Annotated in this window: 14 protein-coding genes, 1 tRNA gene and 4 pseudogenes; 10 read left to right on the top strand and 9 right to left on the bottom strand. The window is 38.6% G+C overall.

Translation table 11 applies throughout. From position 1 onward, the window contains the following. The first annotated feature begins 118 nt into the window (after nt 1–118). From PVK70_RS16605 to PVK70_RS16595, 3 genes are all read left to right on the top strand, one after another. On the top strand, nt 119–499 hold the full coding sequence (locus PVK70_RS16605) for a DUF3302 domain-containing protein (protein WP_130049163.1): 381 nt from the start codon (nt 119–121) through the stop codon (nt 497–499). Further along, nucleotides 499–1629 (top strand): HlyD family secretion protein, encoded by a 1131-nt coding sequence (locus tag PVK70_RS16600; protein ID WP_130045443.1) that lies wholly within the window; start codon nt 499–501, stop codon nt 1627–1629. The genes PVK70_RS16605 and PVK70_RS16600 overlap by 1 nt, the downstream gene beginning before the upstream one ends. Before the next feature lie 190 nt (nt 1630–1819). Continuing rightward, complete coding sequence (locus PVK70_RS16595; protein ID WP_130049164.1) at nt 1820–3421, top strand: BCCT family transporter; 1602 nt, start codon at nt 1820–1822, stop codon at nt 3419–3421. Between the two features lie 92 nt (nt 3422–3513). On the opposite strand, the gene PVK70_RS16590 is transcribed toward PVK70_RS16595, so the two are convergent. The 5 genes from PVK70_RS16590 to PVK70_RS16570 form a co-directional block, all read right to left on the bottom strand. Next, on the bottom strand, nt 3514–4569 hold the full coding sequence (locus PVK70_RS16590; RefSeq protein ID WP_130049165.1) for a DUF4056 domain-containing protein: 1056 nt from the start codon (nt 4567–4569) through the stop codon (nt 3514–3516). Nucleotides 4570–4580: 11 nt separating this feature from the next. Beyond that, nucleotides 4581–5702 (bottom strand): BamA/TamA family outer membrane protein, encoded by a 1122-nt coding sequence (locus PVK70_RS16585; protein WP_130049166.1) that lies wholly within the window; start codon nt 5700–5702, stop codon nt 4581–4583. Between the two features lie 3 nt (nt 5703–5705). Next, nucleotides 5706–6581, bottom strand: coding sequence for a TonB-dependent receptor (locus tag PVK70_RS16580; RefSeq protein WP_130049174.1), 876 nt, complete (start codon nt 6579–6581; stop codon nt 5706–5708). A 353-nt stretch (nt 6582–6934) separates the two neighbouring features. Next, nucleotides 6935–8191 carry a DEAD/DEAH box helicase gene (locus PVK70_RS16575; protein ID WP_130049167.1) on the bottom strand — a complete coding sequence of 419 codons (1257 nt, stop codon included), beginning with the start codon at nt 8189–8191 and terminating at the stop codon, nt 6935–6937. A gap of 173 nt (nt 8192–8364) precedes the next feature. Next, nucleotides 8365–9384: a porin gene (locus tag PVK70_RS16570; protein WP_130049168.1), complete on the bottom strand. Its 1020-nt coding sequence runs from the start codon at nt 9382–9384 to the stop codon at nt 8365–8367. 352 nt (nt 9385–9736) lie between these two features. Between PVK70_RS16570 and PVK70_RS16565 the strand changes: the two genes are divergently transcribed. The 4 genes from PVK70_RS16565 (at nt 9737) to PVK70_RS16550 (ending at nt 17100) form a co-directional block, all read left to right on the top strand. Then, nucleotides 9737–9827 (top strand) — tRNA-Ser (locus tag PVK70_RS16565). An 80-nt stretch (nt 9828–9907) separates the two neighbouring features. Continuing rightward, a complete protein-coding gene (locus PVK70_RS16560) occupies nt 9908–11224 on the top strand; it encodes a tyrosine-type recombinase/integrase (protein ID WP_130049169.1) in 1317 nt (438 codons plus the stop codon). Nucleotides 11225–11795: 571 nt separating this feature from the next. Then, entirely contained in the window at nt 11796–14642 is a 2847-nt protein-coding gene (locus PVK70_RS16555; RefSeq protein ID WP_130049170.1) for an Ig-like domain-containing protein, read from the top strand. 1141 nt (nt 14643–15783) lie between these two features. After that, entirely contained in the window at nt 15784–17100 is a 1317-nt protein-coding gene (locus PVK70_RS16550; RefSeq protein ID WP_130049171.1) for a site-specific integrase, read from the top strand. A gap of 268 nt (nt 17101–17368) precedes the next feature. Here the strand turns inward: PVK70_RS16550 and PVK70_RS16545 are convergent. Beyond that, nucleotides 17369–17650 (bottom strand): annotated as a pseudogene (locus PVK70_RS16545) (methyl-accepting chemotaxis protein); the annotation flags it as partial. A gap of 1167 nt (nt 17651–18817) precedes the next feature. Here PVK70_RS16545 and PVK70_RS19120 point away from each other — a divergent pair. Both PVK70_RS19120 and PVK70_RS16540 read left to right on the top strand, forming a co-directional pair. Next, nucleotides 18818–19009 (top strand): annotated as a pseudogene (locus tag PVK70_RS19120) (ISAs1 family transposase); the annotation flags it as partial. 98 nt (nt 19010–19107) lie between these two features. Further along, nucleotides 19108–19569, top strand: coding sequence for a chemotaxis protein CheX (locus tag PVK70_RS16540; RefSeq protein ID WP_130049172.1), 462 nt, complete (start codon nt 19108–19110; stop codon nt 19567–19569). A gap of 383 nt (nt 19570–19952) precedes the next feature. Here PVK70_RS16540 and PVK70_RS16535 read toward each other — a convergent pair. Both PVK70_RS16535 and PVK70_RS16530 read right to left on the bottom strand, forming a co-directional pair. After that, nucleotides 19953–20390, bottom strand: a pseudogene (locus tag PVK70_RS16535) (IS1595 family transposase); the annotation flags it as partial. Nucleotides 20391–20406: 16 nt separating this feature from the next. Then, a pseudogene (locus tag PVK70_RS16530) lies at nt 20407–21431 on the bottom strand (IS630 family transposase). A gap of 42 nt (nt 21432–21473) precedes the next feature. Between PVK70_RS16530 and PVK70_RS16525 the strand changes: the two are divergent. After that, complete coding sequence (locus PVK70_RS16525; protein WP_274441684.1) at nt 21474–21956, top strand: ISAs1 family transposase; 483 nt, start codon at nt 21474–21476, stop codon at nt 21954–21956. Nucleotides 21957–22067: 111 nt separating this feature from the next. Here PVK70_RS16525 and PVK70_RS16520 read toward each other — a convergent pair whose 3' ends face one another. Then, nucleotides 22068–22289 carry a hypothetical protein gene (locus tag PVK70_RS16520; RefSeq protein ID WP_130049173.1) on the bottom strand — a complete coding sequence of 74 codons (222 nt, stop codon included), beginning with the start codon at nt 22287–22289 and terminating at the stop codon, nt 22068–22070. Nucleotides 22290–22382 lie beyond the last annotated feature (93 nt).

Below are 22382 nucleotides of genomic sequence, written 5' to 3'. Positions count from 1 at the left end.
CGGTTTTTTTCTATCAAAACAACATCCCTACTTGCGTATTTAATCTAGCAGTGTCACACTCAAGTTACTAAAAAATATATAATTTGTTAACAACTTAATTATAAACAAGGATACGTTTATGTTTTTAGATTATTTTGCTCTTGGGTTATTGGTGTTTGTTGCCTTGGTTATTTTCTATGGGATCATCGTCATTCATGACATTCCGTATGAAATCGCCCATAAACGTGACCATCCCCATTCAGATGCAATACACATTGCAGGCTGGGTCAGCTTATTTACGCTTCATGTGTTGTGGCCATTCTTATGGATTTGGGCAACCTTATGGCGTGAAGACCGCGGTTGGGGCTTCCACAAAATCGAAAATAACCAATTAGAGCTTCAAACTCGTGTTAATCATCTTAATGACCAAGTTGAGCTATTGACTGAAAAATTATCACAGCTAGAAGTGAATCAAGCAAAATCATCACCTAGCCAACCATCTAAAGAGGAGCAAGTATAATGGATTTATTGCTTATTCTTACGTATACCGCGTTATGTATTGCCATCTTCAAAATATTTAAGATCCCTTTAAATAAATGGACAGTTCCTACTGCGGGTCTAGGTGGCGTTGTGCTCGTTGGTACGCTGGTTTTATTAATGAACTACAACCACCCTTTCACGCAATTTGGCAGTCAATTTTATGTAACAACACCCATCGTACCAAGCGTTAAAGGTAAGGTAACTGAGGTAAATGTGGTTCCTAACCAACCTGTTGCTGCCGGTGATATATTGTTTAAAATCGATGATATCCCATTTCAAGCAGAAGTTATCCGTAAGCAAGCTGCATTAAACGAAGCAGAGCAAGCGGCTTTACAGCTGGAATCTATCTATAAATCAGCGCAAGCCAATACAATTAAAGCCATCGCCGAAAAAGACAAAGCGTATCGTGAATTTAAGCGTTACGAAAAAGGCTACAAAAAAGGCGCATTTACTGCTCAACAACTTGATACAAGAAAGCAAAACTATAAAGCAGCAGAGGCAACGGTAGAATCTGTTCAAGCTCAAGAGCAACAAGCAAAACTGGCTTTAGAGTCTGAGATAAACGGAGAGAATACAACGGTTGCTCGTACGCGTGCAGAATTAGAACAAGCGCAATTCAATTTAGATGAAACCGTTGTAAGAGCACCAACAGATGGTTATGTGACTCAAATGGCTCTTCGTCCGGGTATGATGGCTGTCCCTCTTCCTTTGCGACCTGTAATGACCTTTGTCCACACAGAAGATGAATTTTTTGTTGGTGCATTCCGCCAAAACTCTCTTCAACGTTTACAAAAAGGATTTAAAGCAGAGTTTTTATTTAGAGCAATCCCTGGTCGTGTATTTCAAGGTGAAGTGGTCGAAGTTATTCCAGCCATTGGTGAAGGTCAAATCCAAGCTTCCGGTGCTTTATTAGGTACAAACGCAATCAGAACAAATGGTCGCGCTTTAGTTAAGTTAAAATTAACTGACGATGTTTCTGAATTTCATCTTCCAGCAGGTTCTAATGCAGAAATATCTGTTTACTCTGATAGCTTTGAGCATGTTTCCATCATGAGAAAAGTACTAATCCGTATGAAATCTTGGCAAAACTATCTATACCTTGACCATTAATTAATCGTATAGAACAAAAGTGCCTTAAGCTTATGTTTTAAGGCACTTTTATTTATATCAACCTCGATACAAATATATTTTATTAAAATCTTAAGTCTGATACTATTCGTTACGAAAAAGCTGTTACAAGAATGTTGCAGCCGCTTGACAGACTCCAATGGGAGCTGTTACGAATATTATGTGAGGACACATGAATACTACCGATAAGTACAGTATTGACAGTACTGATTATGAAGTTGGACAAGACAATATTCAAAAATGGGGTTTTGATATACATAACCAAGTTTTTGGTATTAGTGCTGGTGCTATAATTTTATTTCTTACTGTGCTTCTAATTATGGATCCAGCAGAAGCCAAATCCCTTCTTGACGGCATAAAGTTACAAATCATCGATAATTTTGATGGTTTATTTATGTGGTCTAGCAACATTTTCCTTGTTTTCTGCTTAGGGTTAATCGTATCGCCTTTCGGTAAAATTCGAATTGGTGGCGATAATGCAAAACCTGAACACTCTACAATCTCATGGATGGCAATGCTGTTTGCTGCTGGTATGGGTATTGGTTTAATGTTCTATGGTGTCGCAGAGCCTCTTGCTTACTTCACTGACTGGTATGGTACACCTCTAGATGTTGAACCATTTACCGAAGAAGCTAAAAAACTGGCTCTGGGCGGAACCATGTATCACTGGGGTATTCACCCTTGGGCAATATACGGTTTAGTGGCTTTATCATTAGCTTTCTTTACCTATAACAAGGGCTTACCGCTATCTATGCGTTCTGTTTTCTATCCTATTTTAGGTGATAGAACATGGGGTTGGTTTGGTCATATTATTGATATCATGACGGTACTTGCTACGCTATTTGGTCTTGCTACCTCTCTTGGTCTTGGTGCTCAACAAGCAGCAGGCGGCATCAATCATGTATTTGGTACCGATGGTGGCGTTAATATGCAAATAGGCGTGATCATTTTCGTTACTATGCTTGCAATGATCTCTGTTATTCGCGGTATCGATGGTGGTGTAAAACTACTAAGTAACGTAAACATGCTAGTTGCTGTTGCTTTATTGTTCTTCATTATTTTCATCGGTTTCTCTGATGTAATGAGCACATTACCATTAACGGTAACAGGATATATTGAGAATATTATTCCTCTGAGTAACCCACACGGCCGTGAAGATGAAACTTGGATGCACGGTTGGACAGTATTCTACTGGGCTTGGTGGATTTCCTGGTCACCATTCGTAGGTATGTTCATTGCTCGTGTTTCTAAAGGCCGTACTGTTCGTCAGTTCTTAATCTCTGTAATGATTATTCCAACATTAGCAACGGCATTATGGATGTCTGCGTTTGGTGGTATTGCGATTGAACAAGTGAAGAACAAAGTTGGTGAGCTTGGTGCTAATGGCTTAGAAGACATTACGATGGCACTGTTTAACATGTATGATGCACTGCCAATGAGTACAGCACTGTCTGTTATTTCTATCGTACTTATCATGGTGTTCTTTGTAACGTCATCAGATTCAGGATCATTGGTTATCGACAGTATCACTGCTGGTGGTAAAGTCGACGCTCCTGTTCCTCAGCGTATATTCTGGGCAACCGTTCAAGGTTCTATTGCTGCAGTATTACTATGGGTTGGTGGTACAGAAGCAATGCAAGCACTACAAGCTGGTACGGTTTCTACCGCTCTACCGTTTACGTTTATTCTACTAATGATGTGCGTTAGTTTAATTAAAGGCTTCAGTACTGAAAAGTTTGGTACTGTGCCAAAAACAGGTAAAGCAAAAGCGTAATTCGTAAAATATTAAAAAAGCCTCGAATAATACTTTATTTATAAAGTCCCTATTCGAGGCTTTTTATTGTCTGAAAATTATTGGAATTGGTATTACTTATTTTTTAATACTCGCTCTTTATCATCATGAGCTTTCGCAAAATCTGCAATTTGTTGGAAGTCATTCGGAGTCCAATAAGGCTTACTTTTTAATGATTCAGGCAATGCCGAAAAAGCGATGTCATTTTTGTTTGGCATTAACTTAAAAGTCACTAAGGCTTCATGCTTCGTTGATACACTTTCTTCTACACCATTCTTAATTCCATTAGGCTTAAGCTCTGTTCCTAAATGGTACTCTCTATGGATCACTACCCATTTATTTGGTAAACGCTTACTGCTGTCCCACCATTTGCCATCCATCTTTTTAATTTGTGCTTTGGACTCTTCTTTTGTACCTACATCTAGCTCAATAAACTTTGCTTTAATCGCTTTAGTCATCGCCAAAGAAAAATCATCTTTGCTTAGTTTAGGTTTCGCTGTAATAACGTCGCTCGCCAATAATGCACCAAGCATATTTGAATACAGATCTTCTGGCGAAAAAGCAGAAGCATATTCTTTAAAGCCACCTACCGATTCCATTCCAAACCATTGAGCTATTTCATGCCACTGAGCGAATCGATAAGCCGTTAGCGCTGCTAATTCAATGCTCATTTTTTGGCGTTCAGTTTCTGTGTAAACGTCAGAACTAGCATGTAACTGAACAACACGATTTTTTAGCTCAGGTGACAATGTAACCTTGTGATCCGTACCTAAATGAGCATAAAACTCTCCGTAGAGATAATAAGTAAAATCGGCAGTATCCCGAATATGAGCAGAATCTAAAAATCCGCCTTTCTCTGAATAAAAAATGCCATTACTTTCATCACCAAAACCCATCAAGCTGCTTGTAATGCCTTGACTGCCATCGTTATAAATATGATCACCAAGATCATCAATATTTAATACATTCTCAACGGATACAAAAGGAACAGGGATCCCCCCCACTTCAGTTTGTAAATTGGTTCCAAATGCACAACAGGGCCTAACGCCAACAGGTGCTTCTGCAAACGAAGAAAAAGACGCACCATATAAAAGACTGCTAATAACAATGGACGCTATTTTATTTTTCATATTGAATCCTTCTAGAACGCTTCATTTATTTGAAAGTAGACAGCTTGGCTATTTTTCCCTAGACCATAATCCAATCTCACGTTAACCCTTGGTTTAAACGCAAATCGGTAACCTATCCCGTAGGTAGGAAGCCATTTACTATCAAGTAACCCCTGATAACTGTCAGCGATATTTCCTCCGCCGACCCATGCAACCATTCCATGACGTTGATTAAATTGATGACGAACCTCAAGTTGGGAGGAGAGCTGACTATTATCTCTGTATTGCCCAGAGTAGTACCCTCGCATTCTCTTATCACTACCTAGAGCTGATAGCGCAAACCAAGGGGCATCTCCTTGAATATCTTGCGCGTATATTTCCCAAGCAAGAACGGTATCAGACGTCATTTTATAATATTGACGATAATTCACAGTTATCTCATCAAAATCAACATCGGAACCAAATTCAGTACGATAAGCATTCCAGTTAATACTAAATAGCATTCCTTTATACGCATTAAGTTCAAAATCGCGGCTGTCATATTCAACACTTAACGTTGCTGCACTTAAAAATGCATCTTTCAGTTCGCTTTGATTTAATGTATCAGTATCTGACGAAAGCTTACGATAGCTCTCCATATCAGCACCAAAAAGTACATAGGTATTTGGTAAAAATTGATAAGCTACTTTTGGCGTAAAGCCTAGTATTTGAGCTTCAACAAGAGTCTTATTACTGTCTATTTCAGCAGCTTGTTTACCTACGCCCCAATAGTATTCAGGGGTATGACTTGCTTTTGCTTGAACCAACAAACGTAAATCATCATTTTCAAAATACGTTCGGTTATTAATGCCAATTCCATAAGACCCAGATGTTGAACCATACCCTGTAATGCTAACCGTAGATAAAGGGGCGCTATCGATATCTTCAAGAGGTGAATACAAACCTACAGCAGCAACTCCGATCCCAAAGCCTTGCTCAGGATTAGCAAAAGGGCCCGGAAGCACAGCCCAGTCAACCCCTTTACTGACATCAATATCTTCTGATGAACCTAACTCTTCAAGGAAAGTATCAACCCAACTTTGTTGTTCTTTCGCAGAGATCGATATTGCACAGCAACTTAGCAAAACTGCTGTTGATATATTCAATAACTTCATGATCTAAAATCGCATATCAACGGTTAAGAAAAGGCTTTTGCGATCACCAAGTCCAGCTTCACCTAAAAGGTACAAACGGTCATGTATTTTATATTGCATACCAATTAGAGGATTCCATGGTGTAACTAAGTGTTGTTCAACATTAAATCGGCCATCATCAATATATTTAGACAGTGCGCCTAACCCTACATCATCTAAGTTACCCGACAATGATTGCTCTACATCTTGATACATTGCACCCACCCACAAGCGTATTGGTGTTCCTAAACGCGTAAAGTCATAACCAATTCGCGGAGAAATAACAATAGAGCTGATCGCGCCATCAATGACATTTAAATCGGTTTCTGTATAACTCGCATCAACTAGAGTAAATACGTCTTTATAGCCACCAGCAAGAACAAAGCCTGCGCCATAAAGTGTGCCATTTAAGTCCAAACGAAATGATGTTGTACCTAATGGCAAGTTCCCTTTTGGGCCTTTAAGACTTATTTTAATATCAGTTTCTGAATAACCTTTAAGAGAGCCAACAATGCCGTATAAATTTAAAAAGGGAAAAAGCCAGACATCCCCTCGTAATGTCAGTACTTCACTCATTTGCGTGCCATTGCCAACCGATTGTATATCAACAATATCACCGATCTGGTGAGGAGGGTTCCAAGGTAAGAAAGCAGGAATCGAACCATCAAACCCAATACTATCAACCGAAATATCTTGAGTTTGCTTCATGTAACTAACGTTAAGACCAAATGCTTCAGGTAAATCATAACCACGCGCTTCCGCTTCTTCTTTCCAAATAGGTAAGGTAAAAGATTCTGCAAATAAAGAAGATGAATAAGATAAAAACAATAAGCAAAGTACAGAAAGTGCTCTTTGCGGCATAAAGACTCCAATACTGAAGGGAAAGAATCCAAAAGTGGCTTCAGCTTTTTTCGGCATGATACGCCTCAAACTTAGACATTCAACTTAATTTTACACTATTTTACATATGAATAAGTCAAGTCTAAGATTTGATAAATACAGAGTAAACTATGGGCAAGATCGCAAAAATTAAGATAAGTTTTATAACTATAAATAAGAAATAATACAATTCAAGCTATGGAGTAACAGACAATATGATAAAAGAGGCATCTATCTTTTATTGCTTGTTGGCTTTGTATAATAAAAATGCCAGAGTGAAGACTTATTTATCTTCACGCTGGCATTTATCATTCATGACTAATAAGAACGGTTTATTAACGCTTGTTCTTACCGCGATTCGAATGAATTTTCATCTTCGCTTTCATTTTTCTCTTATCTGCTGAGCGACCACGACTTTGTCTTGCACCCTCTTCTTTTACTGGTGCATTTGGATCAGGCTCATAACCTTTTAACCACTCTTGAGGTAAACGAGTATCAAGTAATGCTTCAATGGCTTGTAATAAATACTCTTCATTACTACTCATTAGTGAGATGGCTTTACCTGTACAACCCGCTCGGCCTGTTCGACCAATACGGTGAACATAATCTTCCGCTTTAAATGGCAATTCGTAGTTAATCACGCACTCTAATTGCTCAATATCCAAACCACGAGCAGCAATATCTGTAGCAATTAATGCTCTAACTTTACCCGTTTTAAACTCTTCTAACGCACGTAAACGCGCACCTTGGCTTTTATCACCATTAATAGATACTGCTTTAATGCCGTCTTTTTTCAGCTCTTTAACTAATTCATCCGATCCTTGCTTGGTTTTAGTAAACACAAGTACCTGTTGCCAGTTACGAGAACCAATTAAATAGGCAAGTAGCTCACTTTTACGGTGTTTATCAACAGGGTAAACCATCTGTTCAACTGTATCAGCAGTACTATTTGTCGGTGTCACTTGAACTTCTTTTGGTTTATGCAACATATAGTAAGCAATCTCTCTTACTTTTTTGCTAAATGTCGCAGAGAAGAATAAGGTTTGATGCTCAGCAGGCATTTTACGTAAGATCTTTTTTATATCAGGAATAAAGCCCATGTCTAACATTCGATCGGCTTCATCTAAGACTAAATATCCCGCTTGATTTAAGGTAATGGTATTAATATGCAAAAGATCCAATAGACGCCCAGGCGTTGCGACTAAAATATCAGCGCCACCGACTAAATTGTCTTTCTGAACATTAATGCTCGTGCCACCATAAGCAACCACCACTTTAATATTGGTACCTTTGGTATAACTGACTAAGCTATCGAATACTTGCTGTGCTAATTCACGCGTTGGCGTTAAGATTAAGCTGCCAATCACTTTTGAGTTCTGAGTACGATTAATCGGATTTTCAATTAATCGCTGAATAAGCGGTAAACCAAAAGCAGCCGTTTTGCCTGTTCCTGTTTGCGCTCCGGCAAGTACATCATGTCCTTGTAATACGAGAGGAATCGCTTGTTCTTGAATTGGTGTTGCCTCTTTAAAACCCAATTCTGCAACGGTATTCAGTAACTGTTCCGTTAACCCTAATGACGCAAATGACATGATGAACCTTTAAATACGATAATTTTCGCCGATTGTAGCAAACCCTTGCCATTATCCCTATTAGAAGTAAGCGTCATTTTACTTTTCTTATCTCTTTAGATGCAAAAAATCCAGCGTACTTTGCGATACGCTGGATTATCATAGGAAAGTTAAAGATTAATAACTAATGTCGATTATAGGTAGTAACGTGCACCTAACATCCACTTATTATCTTCTTTATTATTGTAGTCGTTACCTAAATCAAATTGGTAACCAGTAAAGCCAACGAACTTCTTAGTGAAATTGTATTCTGCTTGAATTGCCGAAGTGCTATAAACCGTTTTACTTGCGTCATTATCAACCACAGATTCATAGTTCACACTTAGGTTTAAACTGTTATCTAATGCGTAAGCAAACAACGCTTCGTATGCTGAGCCGTCTTCGATAAGATTGCCATTCACATCGCTATTCATGTTTTCATTCATTGCATATACACCTGCAACGTATAAACCAGAACCATAGCTACCGTAAGTACCACTGATCACGTGAGATTCTGAGGTTTCTGATTTAGTACCTACAGAGCCATAAGTTACATCACCCGTGTTATACGCGTAGTTTGCAGAGAAGCCAGCAACACTGTAGTTCAATGCGATTTGTGCACGATCTCCATACTTCGCCTGTGACTCAGAATCTGTCTTATTTCCTTGCCAGCCTGCAGCAACGCCTAACTTACCCGCATCACCAAACTCAAACATTTTGCCGTAGCTCAGCATCTCTTCCGCACGACCCGTACCTAGGTTACCGTGATCTTCATAGATAAAGTCATTGGCAAAGGCGATTGGCATATCAGCAACACCAGCAACACTGTAATAAGGTGCCCATTGTGTACCAGCAACCATGCGACCAAAGTCATTGTGCGTTACGCCAATGTAACCTAAACGAGTCGTAAATGCGTTCTCGCCACCATCTAAGTAATTAAGTGCCCACTCACCTTTTGCATCAGCAACAAAGCCATTACCCAAGTCATGCGTCGCATTAAAGTTTAAACGTGGAGAAACCGCAGTTAAACCAGTATCACCTTCATCAGAACCTTCTAAAGCAACCGATACGTGACCGCCAATATCAAAAGTAGTGCCATCTTCATTGTATAACTCAACAGCAACTGCATTTGAAGACGCTGCGATAACAGCCAGAGCAAGTAATTTTTTATTCATTTCAATTTCCATTTAAAAGTAGTCTTTTATGCTTTTTATACATAAAAGATCCAAACGACCAACAATTGAAATAAAGATAAACAGCTTTAAAACACAAGTAGAGTAAATCGTTAACAAAAAATCAAATAGAAAATAAATTTTATATAAAAGCACTTGATATGCATACGATATTTTTTTGTTTATCAAATGTATCTAAATGTTTTATTGATGTTTTTTTATCTATATCGAACAATTTAAATTTGGATGAAATGTATAGAAACGGACCAATCAGAGCAATAAAAAGCCAAACAGTCTATTTAAATAAAAATAGGGGTTTACAAGGAAAGCCATTCCCCCTATTATACGCGGCATCGGAGGGATGGCTGAGTGGTCGAAAGCACCGGTCTTGAAAACCGGCAACCGTTAATAGCGGTTCTAGGGTTCAAATCCCTATCCCTCCACCAAACATTAAGCCCTTGATTATTCAAGGGCTTTTCTCATTTTTGGGGCTGCATTAAGTCATCACACAGGATTGACTGAGACAATGTACCTTTTTCGTGCCCCAAACTCGACCTACTATACCCGTATCTGTTTGCCTAAGTCCTTACGTGACAATGGCTTTCCTTTTGACTTGAAAATTTCTTTACTCACTAAACGACGTGATGAAGCTGTTGAGCGTAATTTCATCTTGGTTCCGCAACTTAGAAAGCTCATCGATAACGCTTTCCAAGAATATAACCCTAGTACCTTCCGTGATAACGTTGATGTACTCGTCAACCAAGTACGAGATAGCTTTACTCTGCGCGATACAGTCCGTTTACCTGTTCGACAAGTGCGAACTGCAAGTTCGCTTCAATCACAAACAGTAACAATGATTGCCTCCCCTGCTACAAAGACAAAAACCATCATTACCGTCAAAAAAGCATTCGCTAAATTTATTATTTCAAAACAACACGCTAAAGTACGCCCACTCACCATCGAGCAGCTAAAACAACGAACTGAGCACTTCCTCTCTAATTTGACATCACGCTGTGTATCTCAAGTGACTAGTGCTGATGCGATTCGCTTTCGCGACCGCTTGTATCAAGAAGGCCGTAGTTACAAAACAAACAAGGACTATTTGGCTTCGTGTCGACAATTCTTCAAATGGTGTAAACAAATGAAATACGTGACGGATAATCCATTTCAAGACATCACGGTTCAAGATCAAGCAAAGAAAAAAAGTCAAGATGAAGAGCGTGAACGTTGGTCTATAAAAGATTTAGTTAAATTGTATCGCTCAGCTGCATTTCAATCCAAACCTGACGAATTTAAGTGGATTACCACCATTATGCTCTACCAAGGTTTACGCCCGAGCGAGACGTGTCAATTACGTATCGCTGATATTTGTAATAAAGAGGGTATTGACTGCTTTTTGATTTCTGAGGATGGTAAAGATCAACACATTAAAACTGCAAGTAGTTTGCGTTACGTACCTATTCACCCTCTTTTAATAGAAAAAGGATTTTTAGATTATGTAGCTAACCGCAAAGCTACACGCTGTATTCAGCTCTTTAACTATAAGCCTGATGGGAAGTGGCAAGATTGGTCAAAACGTTACTGCCAGCAGTTTGGACGCTTACAGACGGCAATAGGTATGTCTGCCAATGCTCGCCCTACTGCTTATGGCTTTAGACATACATTTATTGATGAGTTGAAACAAAAAGGTGTTGAAGAATCACTAGTAGCACAAATTGTTGGTCATACACATCAAAGCATGACATTTGGTCGTTATGGTAAAAAATACCCAATGCAAAAATTAGTTACTGTGATTAGGAGCGTTACGTTTCTTGAATTAGAAAGTAGTCGTGAGATGATTTGATAATCAATAAGTCAAAGGACTTATCAGCATGTAAAAATGTGGAATATGGGTACTCGCTGAAAGTGTAACGACAACGCAACCCGCTGCGCTAACGCCTTGCAGGAGCTAACTATGTCGCATTAAGCCCCCTTATTTGTTTGTAATGTTTGTTACTAACAAACTCCAATAACTATAAAAATAATCATACTTATCCCCAAATGAAGTCGACGATAATCTAAACTACGTCCAAAAAGAGCTAGACGATATAAGAAAGACCAAGTAAGTATTAGAAAAATCATCTTGAAGCCTTAAATGTTTATGCAACTATCCCGCCGAATTTTAAGACTACCCAATGTGCCGTTAGCTTCGACGTACCAAACCTAATAAATTACGAATACGTTTCTTGAATAAAACTCACATAACTGTCTTTTGTTGGGATCTTTCTACTTTACTTTTTTTCTTTGTTCTTCAAAATCAGCCGCTTATTAGATATTCAAATGCCCTACACAATAGCATGTTCATTAACTGTAACTTACCTACTGTTTAATGCACGGCTAATAACCTAAACAAGATTAATAACAAAGGATATTCCATGAAAAAAATATTAGGATCAACATTGCTTCTTGTCGCTGGGTTTAGTTTAAGCCCTGTTGCTGCAGCTATTGCTGAAACTGTAAATATTGAGACTTCAGCAAATGAAAGTCAGTGGTGGAGCACTTATAGCGTTGAAATTCAAAATACTTCAAATCAAGACATTGATATGAAAGAATCTACGATTGAGTTTCTACTACCTAATGCTATCAACGATGTTAATTTCGTCTCTTCAGCGCTCTCATATCCGAGCTGGACGATTGAACATGAATTCACATCTGAAGGTGTTTATCACACTATCACTTATAAATTTGATGACGATGTATGGGTTAAAAATACACTTCCTCACGATGGTTCATTCAGTTTCACCTTTGGACTAAATAGCCAACTTCCAGATTTCCAATCGTTTGAAAATTCCATCAAATTCAATGGTTCAGGTGGTGGACAACCGCCAACACCAGAGCCAGAATTAGAATTGTCAATTCTTTCTCCTGTTGATGGACAAAAATTGGTATCCAATGAAGTAACCGATATTACGATTTCTATTGCTGGAGAAACCGCGTCTAAAATCGAATTCTGGGTCGATGGCAGTAAAATTGCAGAACAGAATGTCGAGCAAGATAAAACAGATTACTCGCAATCTTGGACACCAAGTGAACTCGGTTCTGCAACCATCAACGTGCTTGTGTTTGATGAGAAAAACCAACAACTCAAACAGCAATCTGTTACGGTTGAAGTGGAATCTGATCATAATTTCTCAGCACCAGAAGTTCGTTTCATTACACCAGAAAATGACGCCATTTTTAATAAAACAGAAACAGTATCGATCTCTGTTGATGCGTTCGATTCTGATGATGACTTAACCTCTGTTGTCATCAAAGCCAATAACGCTCAAATTTGTGAATTTGATGCTAAGCAAACCGATCAATTTGCTTGTAATTGGCAACCATCACAAGCAGGCTCAGTGACACTGAGCGCGATTGCCACCGATGAGCAGAACCTAACGAACACGACAAGTGTACAAATCACCGTTATCGAATCGAGCAACAGCTGTGGTGATGTTGCACCTTATCAAGATGGGATCAGCTACCAAGTTGGCGATCGCGTTTCGAATATTGGTGAAGTATTCTCATGTACAGTATCTGGCTGGTGTGGTAACCCAGTATGGGCACCAGGAACTGGACATCCTAGCTACCCAGATGCTTGGAAAGATGCTTGGCAATCAGAAGGGGAATGTGATCCAAACGCGTTACCTGAAATTGGTTTAGAAACGCCTTCTAACGGTGCCCGCCTATCTCCGAATAAGCCTTTTGACGTAATTATCAATGCGGTTGATGAAGATGGCGAAGTCGTAAAAGTAGAAGCTCTGCTTAACGGTAAGGTTGTCGCAACAGCTACGCAACCAGCATCAGGCAATCAATATAAACTGACAGTTCCAGGTCAGGCAGAAGGTGCTTATGAATTAGTAACAACAGCTTATGACGACAAAGGTGCATCAGCGGCAACTGCACCAATTACATTGGCGATTACCGACCAAGATCTTGTCGTCGGACTGACATCTCCAGTTGATGGTTCAAAATTCACGCAGGGACGTAGCATTAAACTTGCCGCTGACGCAGAAAGCTTCGTTGGCTCAATTCAGTCAGTGACTTTCAAAGTAAATGGAACGGAGCTAGTCACACTCAATAAAGCACCATACGAATATGAGTGGGTTGGTGCACAGGAAGGTACCCACACCATTGAGGCTATTGCCATCAATACTGAAGGTGACACGCTAGCAAGCCCAGTGTCGACGATTGAAGTACAGGAAGCGAAACCAGAAACAGGTTTACGTGATAATCCTGACCGTTCAATTACTTATTTGACGTCGTGGGGACTGACTAATATTGAAGAACTGCAAAAATCTCAAGGTGATGCATACTTCTTGTCTTTTGGTAAGTGGGACTCGAACGGAAACATCCAAGTAACGGATTCAATGATTGAATCAAGTTACAACGACTCTTGGATGGCTCCAGGCTACCAATCATGGACAGAGCTAAAACATAGCCACACAAATAAAACCATGATGGTTGCATTTGGTGGTCAAACACATGAAAGTATGTGGGCTTATATGGCCTCTCCTGCTGCACGCGAGTCAATTGCCAATGGTCTTGTTGAAATGATGAACAAGCCTTATCCAGTGTATAAGAAAAACCTTAAACCAGAAGAGATGGTTGGTAAATGTCTTGCGACGAACTGGTCTGGTGAGTGTGATTACAGCAAGTATCAACTGGCTGGCTATGTAAGTATTGATGGCATCGATTTCGACTACGAAAAAGCTGCGCGCCTTACTGAACAAGAGAACCGTAACCTAGAAGCGTTGATTGATCTGATTCGCACCAAAGTCGGTAAGAGTAAGCTTATCTCTTTGACAACTTACCATGTAGGTGCCGACCCTGTTGAGTGTGAAAATCCAAGCGTTATTGAAAACTGTTCATTCATCGAGCCAGATCGTTCTAGCCACCATGGTGAAGTTATATCACTACTTCAAAATACGAAAGATAGTGTTGATTTCTTCAACGTAATGACATACGACGCAGGTAAAAACTTCAAGTACAATGTTGCTATGGCAAACTATGCTAAACACGTAGGTGACCCATCAAAAATTGTGCTTGGTGCAACCATCAATAGCCAATGGGGGCCAGATGGTCGTTTTGTTGAAACTCGTGAAAATAATATTGAACGAGCAAAATGGCAGAAAGCTCAAGGATACGGCGGTTTCTTTATTTGGACGTTAGGCTCAAATACTGAAAGCCTTTCTATGCAAGAGCAAGTTGAATACTTCAACGAAATGATTTCTTACAATTAAACCATCGCTAAGAGGCGCTGTCTAAACGCAGTGCCTCGTCTTTGCTACTCGCTGGACACATTGCTAATGTGAAATTAAGCATAAACTTCGTGTAGTGATCGATTCAAAGCAATTGCATATTGTGTACGAATTTAAGAGGTCTGAATCGTCAGCTTCTTTTTCATTATCTAACACGCAACTAAGGATACCTTACTTTTTTTAGCACATTTCAGCGTAAATCTATGTTACATTTTTATATAACTATAGCCATTACTATGACTCACTTTCTTTTTTAGTCAGTAAAAGCTTCCATCTTTGTTTTGAATCCAAATGGCGCTATCGCCAGCCTGCCAGTCAAGTTCCGCTATATACTCATCTGGAATTTCGAAGTAATGCTCACCTTGGTTGGTAACTTTAATTGGGTTCTGTCGTTTCATGGTTGATTTTGATATTTTCTTTAGTAGCTATCACCTGATCATAAATGAAGTTTTTTATATCTAAAACAAGCACTTATTGCTTAATCTCCTATCTATGCTCAGGAAGTAATTGATGATATAAAGGCTCAAGGTTTGAGGTTATTACTCTGGAACAATATCAAGAAATTTATGATTCAGTTACTAATATTGTAAGTATACTTTCTACGCCTTTATGTACTGTTTCTGGAAAGGATTATCCACTCAAGACGTTACGCGAGTATTTAGCTATGATGATGGTTTTAAGTTCAAACTAGTAAGATATTGTGCTATTAAACCATTGGCAGAGCTTAGTGATGCAATTATTCATACTGTAAACCTTCAAGCTTCTTAACATGCGTAAGATTCGTATTCAATCTAACAGCTCGCTATATTAAAATTCAGTACTTGTCAGAGCAAACATTACTAACTAACAAACTTACTGAACATTGACCGATAGTTTCCCAAACATATAATACAAACAATCTGCATTTCCCCTAATTTACCCATAACAGCAAACATCAGATAAATAATCGGATTTCCTTGACGGTTAACGGTTTTATCGCTATTAATATGTACCAGACATACGGTTAAATTGATTTTTGAGAAAAACAGATAACCCATTGTAATTACAGCACTTTTAGTTAATGAGTGTAGCATTCAAACCCCTCCACCAAACATTAAGTCATCACACAGGATTGACTGAGACAATGTACCTTTTTCGTGCCCCAAACTCGACCTACTATACCCGTATCTGTTTGCCTAAGTCCTTACGTGACAATGGCTTTCCTTTTGACTTGAAAATTTCTTTACTCACTAAACGACGTGATGAAGCTGTTGAGCGTAATTTCATCTTGGTTCCGCAACTTAGAAAGCTCATCGATAACGCTTTCCAAGAATATAACCCTAGTACCTTCCGTGATAACGTTGATGTACTCGTCAACCAAGTACGAGATAGCTTTACTCTGCGCGATACAGTCCGTTTACCTGTTCGACAAGTGCGAACTGCAAGTTCGCTTCAATCACAAACAGTAACAATGATTGCCTCCCCTGCTACAAAGACAAAAACCATCATTACCGTCAAAAAAGCATTCGCTAAATTTATTATTTCAAAACAACACGCTAAAGTACGCCCACTCACCATCGAGCAGCTAAAACAACGAACTGAGCACTTCCTCTCTAATTTGACATCACGCTGTGTATCTCAAGTGACTAGTGCTGATGCGATTCGCTTTCGCGACCGCTTGTATCAAGAAGGCCGTAGTTACAAAACAAACAAGGACTATTTGGCTTCGTGTCGACAATTCTTCAAATGGTGTAAACAAATGAAATACGTGACGGATAATCCATTTCAAGACATCACAGTTCAAGAGCAAGCAAAGAAAAAAAGTCAAGATGAAGAGCGTGAACGTTGGTCTATAACAGATTTAGTTAAATTGTATCGCTCAAGCGCATTTCAATCCAAACCTGATGAGTTTAAGTGGATTACCACCATTATGCTCTACCAAGGTTTACGCCCGCGCGAGGCGTGTCAGTTACGTGTCGCTGATATTTGCAATAAAGAAGGTATTGACTGCTTTTTGATTTCTGAGGATGGTCAAGACCAACACATTAAAACTGCAAGTAGTTTGCGTTACGTTCCTATCCATCCCATTTTAATAGAAAAAGGATTTCTAGATTATGTTGCTAACCGCAAAGCTGCACGTTGTATTCAGCTCTTTAACTATAAGCCTGATGGGAAGTGGCAAGACTGGTCGAAACGTTACTGTCAGCAGTTTGGACGCTTACAGGCAGCAATAGGTATGCCTGCTAATGCACGCCCTACTGCATATAGCTTTAGACATACATTCATCGATGAACTGAAGCAAAAAGGGATTGAAGAATCACTGGTAGCACAAATTGTTGGTCATACACATCAAAGCATGACATTTGGTCGTTATGGTAAAAAATACCCAATGCAAAAATTAGCTACTGTGATTAGGAGCGTTACGTTTCTTGAATTAGAAAGTAGTCGTGAGATGATTTGATAATCAATAAGTCAAAGGACTTATCAGCATCTAAAAATGTTGAATATGGGTGCTCGCTGAAAGTGTGACTACAATGTAACCCGCAGGGCTGGTGACGTTTTCTAGCTCGCATTTTCCCCATATTAAGTCGACCATAATAAAAGGGCAAAAAAGAAATACACTGCACTTTAAACCGATTCGGAAAGATATTGTATAATTAACAATTTAACTAAACTCGAAGTAAAGCTCTTGTAACTAAAGTTACAAGAGCTTTTTACGATATAGTAAATTACACGTTAAAAAATTCCAGTTCTTTCTTTTGTGATCCCGCTAATTGTGACAATTCTTTAGCTGATTGTTGGGTTTGATTAATATCAACCACATTCTGATTCACTAAATCAAATGTATTATTAATATTAAGTCCAACTCTTTCTGTTAGAGTAAATTGTTCTTGTGACCTGCTTGCTACTAAAGCGTTCATTTTTGAAATTGATTGAACTGAATTCTCAATATAACCAAAAGATGATTTAACGTTTTCAGATAGAGCAACTAATTCTTGAATAAGCTCTACCTGCCAGCGACATCAATAGATAGCCATAATGTCGTCCGCCGAGTAGCTTTAGAAAGAAGATTAGCAAGCCAAATACAAAATTACTTTTCTTCATAAAACCAATAGCTTACAACTAGAAACCATTACTTTCCTCGGCGAACTTTTAAATCCACGATTGGTGCGACGTGTAATATCTTTGAGCTTTTACCCACCAGTTTAGGCAGATCTCTTTACTATTTCTGGCCTCAATAACGCTTGGGTTGAGAGACTTGGCCCCTCAAAAATATAAAAACCGCCGCATTGCTCAAGCTCGGAAAAATAGTCGAAATCTAGATAACCCGCCTCTGAATAAGGATCAATTTATTGCTCCTTGTTGAGGGCGAAGGAAAAAAAATTCTCTCCGACACAGTGTCAGCACTAATCGTCATTGCTTTAGGCATAAAGGTTTTGAGTGACATCGTCATATGGCACTTAATCGCAGCAGGGTTACGTTTGAAACGACTTCGATAAATTTAGGCAAAATCTTTATGCACATGAAGAAAGGTCGCCCTAAAGCAATACATCACCGAAACAAGAAAGTTTGTCAGGTAACTGAGAACACAATTGTCGAGTGAACTGAACCATAGTAAAATGCACTAACTGATGCATGACATGAGGGAGCTCTTCCTTCCTAAACCGACTGAGAAAGGGCTTGTAAGCCACATTATCTCTATCACATAAGTATATTCTATTGAACGTACCTTAACAAATCTGCAATTGAAGTACAGTTCCCTTTGCTCAGTTCAGATACAAAATTCAGCACCTGTTGGGCAGGACGAATGGCCTGATAAGGCTGAATAAACCCAGTGATTTCCTCTGTCTTTTGAAGGGTGTCAGAGCTAAATAATTGCATCAACTGTTTTTTAAATGTGATAATTATTGTCAGCCTTTTTGTTGGTTTTATTTTTTGTTTGGCGACGATTCTCAGATCATAAAAAGGCCTTTCTTCTACCTAAATAAACAAGTTAGCTCTTAAAAGTCCAGTCTATGATTGATTGTAAACAAAACTATCTTTAGCTAATTCACCTATTTTAGTACCGTAATTTTTTTGGGTAAAAGTATTTCAGGAATTTTTCAAAATTAGTGAAATACGGATTAATTTATATATGAATATCCTCCAAGTAAGTGGCCAAATATTTTTGGTCACTTCAAGATGAATCTCGCATCCGAAGAGGTATTGGAGCATAATGATTCACGTTCAACGTATTGAGTGAAATGGCACAGAGTATTATCAAGCAATAGACGACTAAAAAGATCAGCATGGTGAAAAAAAAGAAGATAACCGTTATTGATGATGAGTACTGCTCAACCCTTATAGAGGCTGGAATTAAAATGCTCTAACCGTGATTTTGCAGTGGATAACCACAAGAAATTTATTTTTTATTATCTATAATATAGGCTATACTAGGTGTATTTAGTTATGTAGTAAAATAAGAGCAATGAAAACTGAATTTATCAATCCTTTTCTAACTTCTCTAATGAATGTATCATCAACCATGTCAACTATTCAGTTAACACCTAAAAAACCGATGCTGAAAAAAGAAATATATGCCAAAGGGGATATATCTGGCTTTATAGGCTTAACTGCTCCCAATCTTAAAGGCTCGCTATCTGTAACGTTTGAAAAAAATCTAGTGTTAATGACGATGGAAAAAATGGTTGGCGAAGTTCATCAAAATATTAATGCAGATGTGATTGATATGGTAGGTGAAATAACTAGTATGGTAGCTGGTGGAGCCAAACGATTATTGAGTGAACAAGGCTTTGATTTTGATATGGCAACACCAATAGTTGTCTCTGGTGAAAATCATACCATTAGACACCAATCAAAAGATAAAGTCGTACTAATCCCATTAAACTCAGATTACGGCTGTGTATTTCTTGAAATTTCACTTGAATAGAAAATATCCAAAAAAATATCTACCGGAAATTATTGACATTATTGGAAATGTGATAACTTAAATTCCCAATAATATCTTTATTAGTACGACCTAGGCAAAATGCTATCCCATAAAGGGATAACATTTAGCCGCCATCATACAACTAAGTTAATGAAATTACTTAATTTAATAAACACTTAAATACCGAAGTTTACTTATAAGAAAGCGGATCATGAAAGTATTATTGCCTCTAATTTATTAAAACGACAATTTGATATTAAGCACCAAATCAAACTTGGCGTGGTGATGTCACTTACATTCGGATTGGTTGGCCATTGGCACTTTCTCTTGATAGTAACCTACAGCGAAAGCACTTTTAATAACGTATGAGTTACGAGGAAGACGTTTATTGTATGGTAAGTCCCACGCTTTGAGTTTTTTACATTACTAATCATTGTGTTGCCCACTGAAAGTAGAGTAATTTAACGTAATCAGCTCCGCCACCTGTAACGATAGCATGGTGAAACACATCAGCTTTCTCAACGTCTTTAAAGCACGATAAACCATCAGAGATAACCAGTGATTTGGGCGTTAAATGCGCTTTTGCTCAACTCGTTAATTCTTTGGTTTTAAAGCCTGTCACTACACTAAATCTCATATTTATTGGGCGTCCTTCGCCATTCATAGATACCGCAGCGACGAAAGGACGCTTTCCTTTTGCGCCTCAGCCATGAGTACCACGCTGACCCCCTCCCCAATAAATTCCATCTAATTGAATGTAACCACTCAATGGGTTTCATTGCTTGCATCAGCTTATGCTTCATACGCCATACTGCGTTATAATACCAATCTGGAAAATTAACTGGTCAGGTTAATCCAGTCCCTCGTGCACATTTTAGTGACCCTATCTGTACTCTCCAAGAATCGATTCCATGCTGTGCATACTTTCGAAACAATATCTTCATAGCCGGTAAAGCTCTGATTGGAAAGATAGTGTTGTCTAAGCCAACTCCACAATTGTTCTATCGGGTTTAGCTCTGGTGAATATGGCGGGAGTTTGATGATACTGATATTGCTAAACTGCTCTGCAATGTCATTTGTATGCCAACCTGCACCATCCATGATGATCACGGCATGACGGTCTTTCTCAGTCACCTTGGAGATCTGCTTAAGGTGCTCAACCATAATGTCTTTGCTAACCTAAGGTACGACCATTGCTTCACCAATACCTCTAAAAGGACATACAGAGCCAAACAAATATGCATATTCAAACTGCTGTTGTTTTACTGCTCTCGGCCTAAAACTACGTTCAGCCCAAAGTCGAGTTGTTGTGTTTTGTTGACCAAACCTCGCTTCATCTTGAAACCAGACATCAATGTTATCAAGACTCATGTGACCTGGGATCTTAAAGATCGTTTCAATTTTGATTTTTTAAAATCGTCTTGATTTTGCTGGGATTGTTTAGGATGTTTGGAGCGTAAAGTTATCCAATAGAAGCCCATTTGATTAAGAAGATAGTAGATAGAATCTGGGTGATAATATTTACCAAATTCTTTCACGATATAAGCATGAATATCAGTACCAGTTAATCTGCCTCCCGATGAATCTTCGGCACATGATTTTATGAACTGGCTTAGCTGTTCACGTTGTTGAGTACTGAGGAATGCTGGGCGACCTATTCTTGGTTTTTCTTGGAGCTCTTCAATCCCTTCAGCAAGGAATGTTTGTACCCACTTATTTACACTTGTCCTGCTTACTTTGAGGAACTTAGCGATTTGGGTTCGGGAGTAGCCATCTTTAAAGTGAGCTAATGCGAGTAATCGCATCTTCATTTGAATAGATTTTTGTTGGCTGGTAAATTTTTTGAAATCAATATTATCTATGCTGTCCATAGTGTCTTTTTCAAGAATTAGGTAACAGCCTCAATTAGATCATATTTTTACTTAGATTGGTATAACAAGCTTGAAGGTGACTTCAGTCGTTGGGCTAAGCTAAAAAGCATAGTGATGGTTGAAAATTTTCGTTTTGAGAAAGGAAAGAAACTTGATTTAAAGTACCGTTATTACATTAGTTCAAAAGAACTGACCGCAGAGCAGGCTGCGAATGTGGTTAGAGAGCATCGGGGAATTGAATCCATGCATTGGGTACTTGATGTCAGTATGAATGAAAATGCGTGTCAGATATATAAAGCTCGTGGCGCAGAAAACGTAGCCTGCTTACGCCATATGAGTCTGAATATACTTCGAGAAGAGCCAACTAAACTCAGTATTGTCGGAAAGCAGAAACGCTGCATGATGAATACTTCTATGTTAGAGGTAGTATTGAAAGCTGGTTTTAATGGTGCGATTAAAAAACAAACACTAATGCGATCCCCCTGTATCAAGCCTCATCGACATAATGATGGATAACTACCAAATCTTGCAGAGCAACAATATTGATTAGACTATGAAATGGTGGCCAATTTTACTTGACCACTACAAAATTACCCCTCTTGCGGATTCAACGAATAATGTTCATTTTTATATGCTTATATTAAAATGAGTATTAATCCTCTTTTCTAACCCCTCAATAGAACCTCTAACCATCAATGTGCCACCATAACTAAGGCATGTTACCTCGTTTATTACAATTATTTTTATTCCAGCATTGGCTAGGCGAGCACTTAATGACAGACGAGCGTGTCGTGTCATTTTAACTCTAATTTTTCCATTTTTAATACTTATATTTTCTTGTTGTATCATTTAAATTAAACTCGTAAAATAAATTCTTTTTATTATACATTAGAAAAAGCCCATAACATGCTATTTTCTATATTTTTCACGGTAAGAGCATTA

This window comes from Aliivibrio sp. A6, from assembly GCF_028765505.1.
Taxonomy (GTDB): domain Bacteria; phylum Pseudomonadota; class Gammaproteobacteria; order Enterobacterales; family Vibrionaceae; genus Aliivibrio; species Aliivibrio finisterrensis_A.
The sequence above is the reverse complement of the archived record's forward strand: the minus strand, read 5'-3'. Positions and strand labels throughout refer to the sequence as shown.

Excerpts from the sequence above, each read along its gene's own strand:
- PVK70_RS16570 (WP_130049168.1), bottom strand. The coding sequence starts at position 9,384 with ATGAATAAAAAATTACTTGCTCTGGCTGTTATCGCAGCGTCTTCAAAT.
- PVK70_RS16555 (WP_130049170.1), top strand. The coding sequence starts at position 11,796 with ATGAAAAAAATATTAGGATCAACATTGCTTCTTGTCGCTGGGTTTAGT.
- PVK70_RS16575 (WP_130049167.1), bottom strand. The coding sequence starts at position 8,191 with ATGTCATTTGCGTCATTAGGGTTAACGGAACAGTTACTGAATACCGTT.
- PVK70_RS16560 (WP_130049169.1), top strand. The coding sequence starts at position 9,908 with ATGTACCTTTTTCGTGCCCCAAACTCGACCTACTATACCCGTATCTGT.
- PVK70_RS16550 (WP_130049171.1), top strand. The coding sequence starts at position 15,784 with ATGTACCTTTTTCGTGCCCCAAACTCGACCTACTATACCCGTATCTGT.
- PVK70_RS16605 (WP_130049163.1), top strand. The coding sequence starts at position 119 with ATGTTTTTAGATTATTTTGCTCTTGGGTTATTGGTGTTTGTTGCCTTG.
- PVK70_RS16585 (WP_130049166.1), bottom strand. The coding sequence starts at position 5,702 with ATGAAGTTATTGAATATATCAACAGCAGTTTTGCTAAGTTGCTGTGCA.
- PVK70_RS16600 (WP_130045443.1), top strand. The coding sequence starts at position 499 with ATGGATTTATTGCTTATTCTTACGTATACCGCGTTATGTATTGCCATC.
- PVK70_RS16595 (WP_130049164.1), top strand. The coding sequence starts at position 1,820 with ATGAATACTACCGATAAGTACAGTATTGACAGTACTGATTATGAAGTT.
- PVK70_RS16590 (WP_130049165.1), bottom strand. The coding sequence starts at position 4,569 with ATGAAAAATAAAATAGCGTCCATTGTTATTAGCAGTCTTTTATATGGT.
- PVK70_RS16540 (WP_130049172.1), top strand. The coding sequence starts at position 19,108 with ATGAAAACTGAATTTATCAATCCTTTTCTAACTTCTCTAATGAATGTA.
- PVK70_RS16580 (WP_130049174.1), bottom strand. The coding sequence starts at position 6,581 with ATGCCGCAAAGAGCACTTTCTGTACTTTGCTTATTGTTTTTATCTTAT.
- PVK70_RS16520 (WP_130049173.1), bottom strand. The coding sequence starts at position 22,289 with ATGATACAACAAGAAAATATAAGTATTAAAAATGGAAAAATTAGAGTT.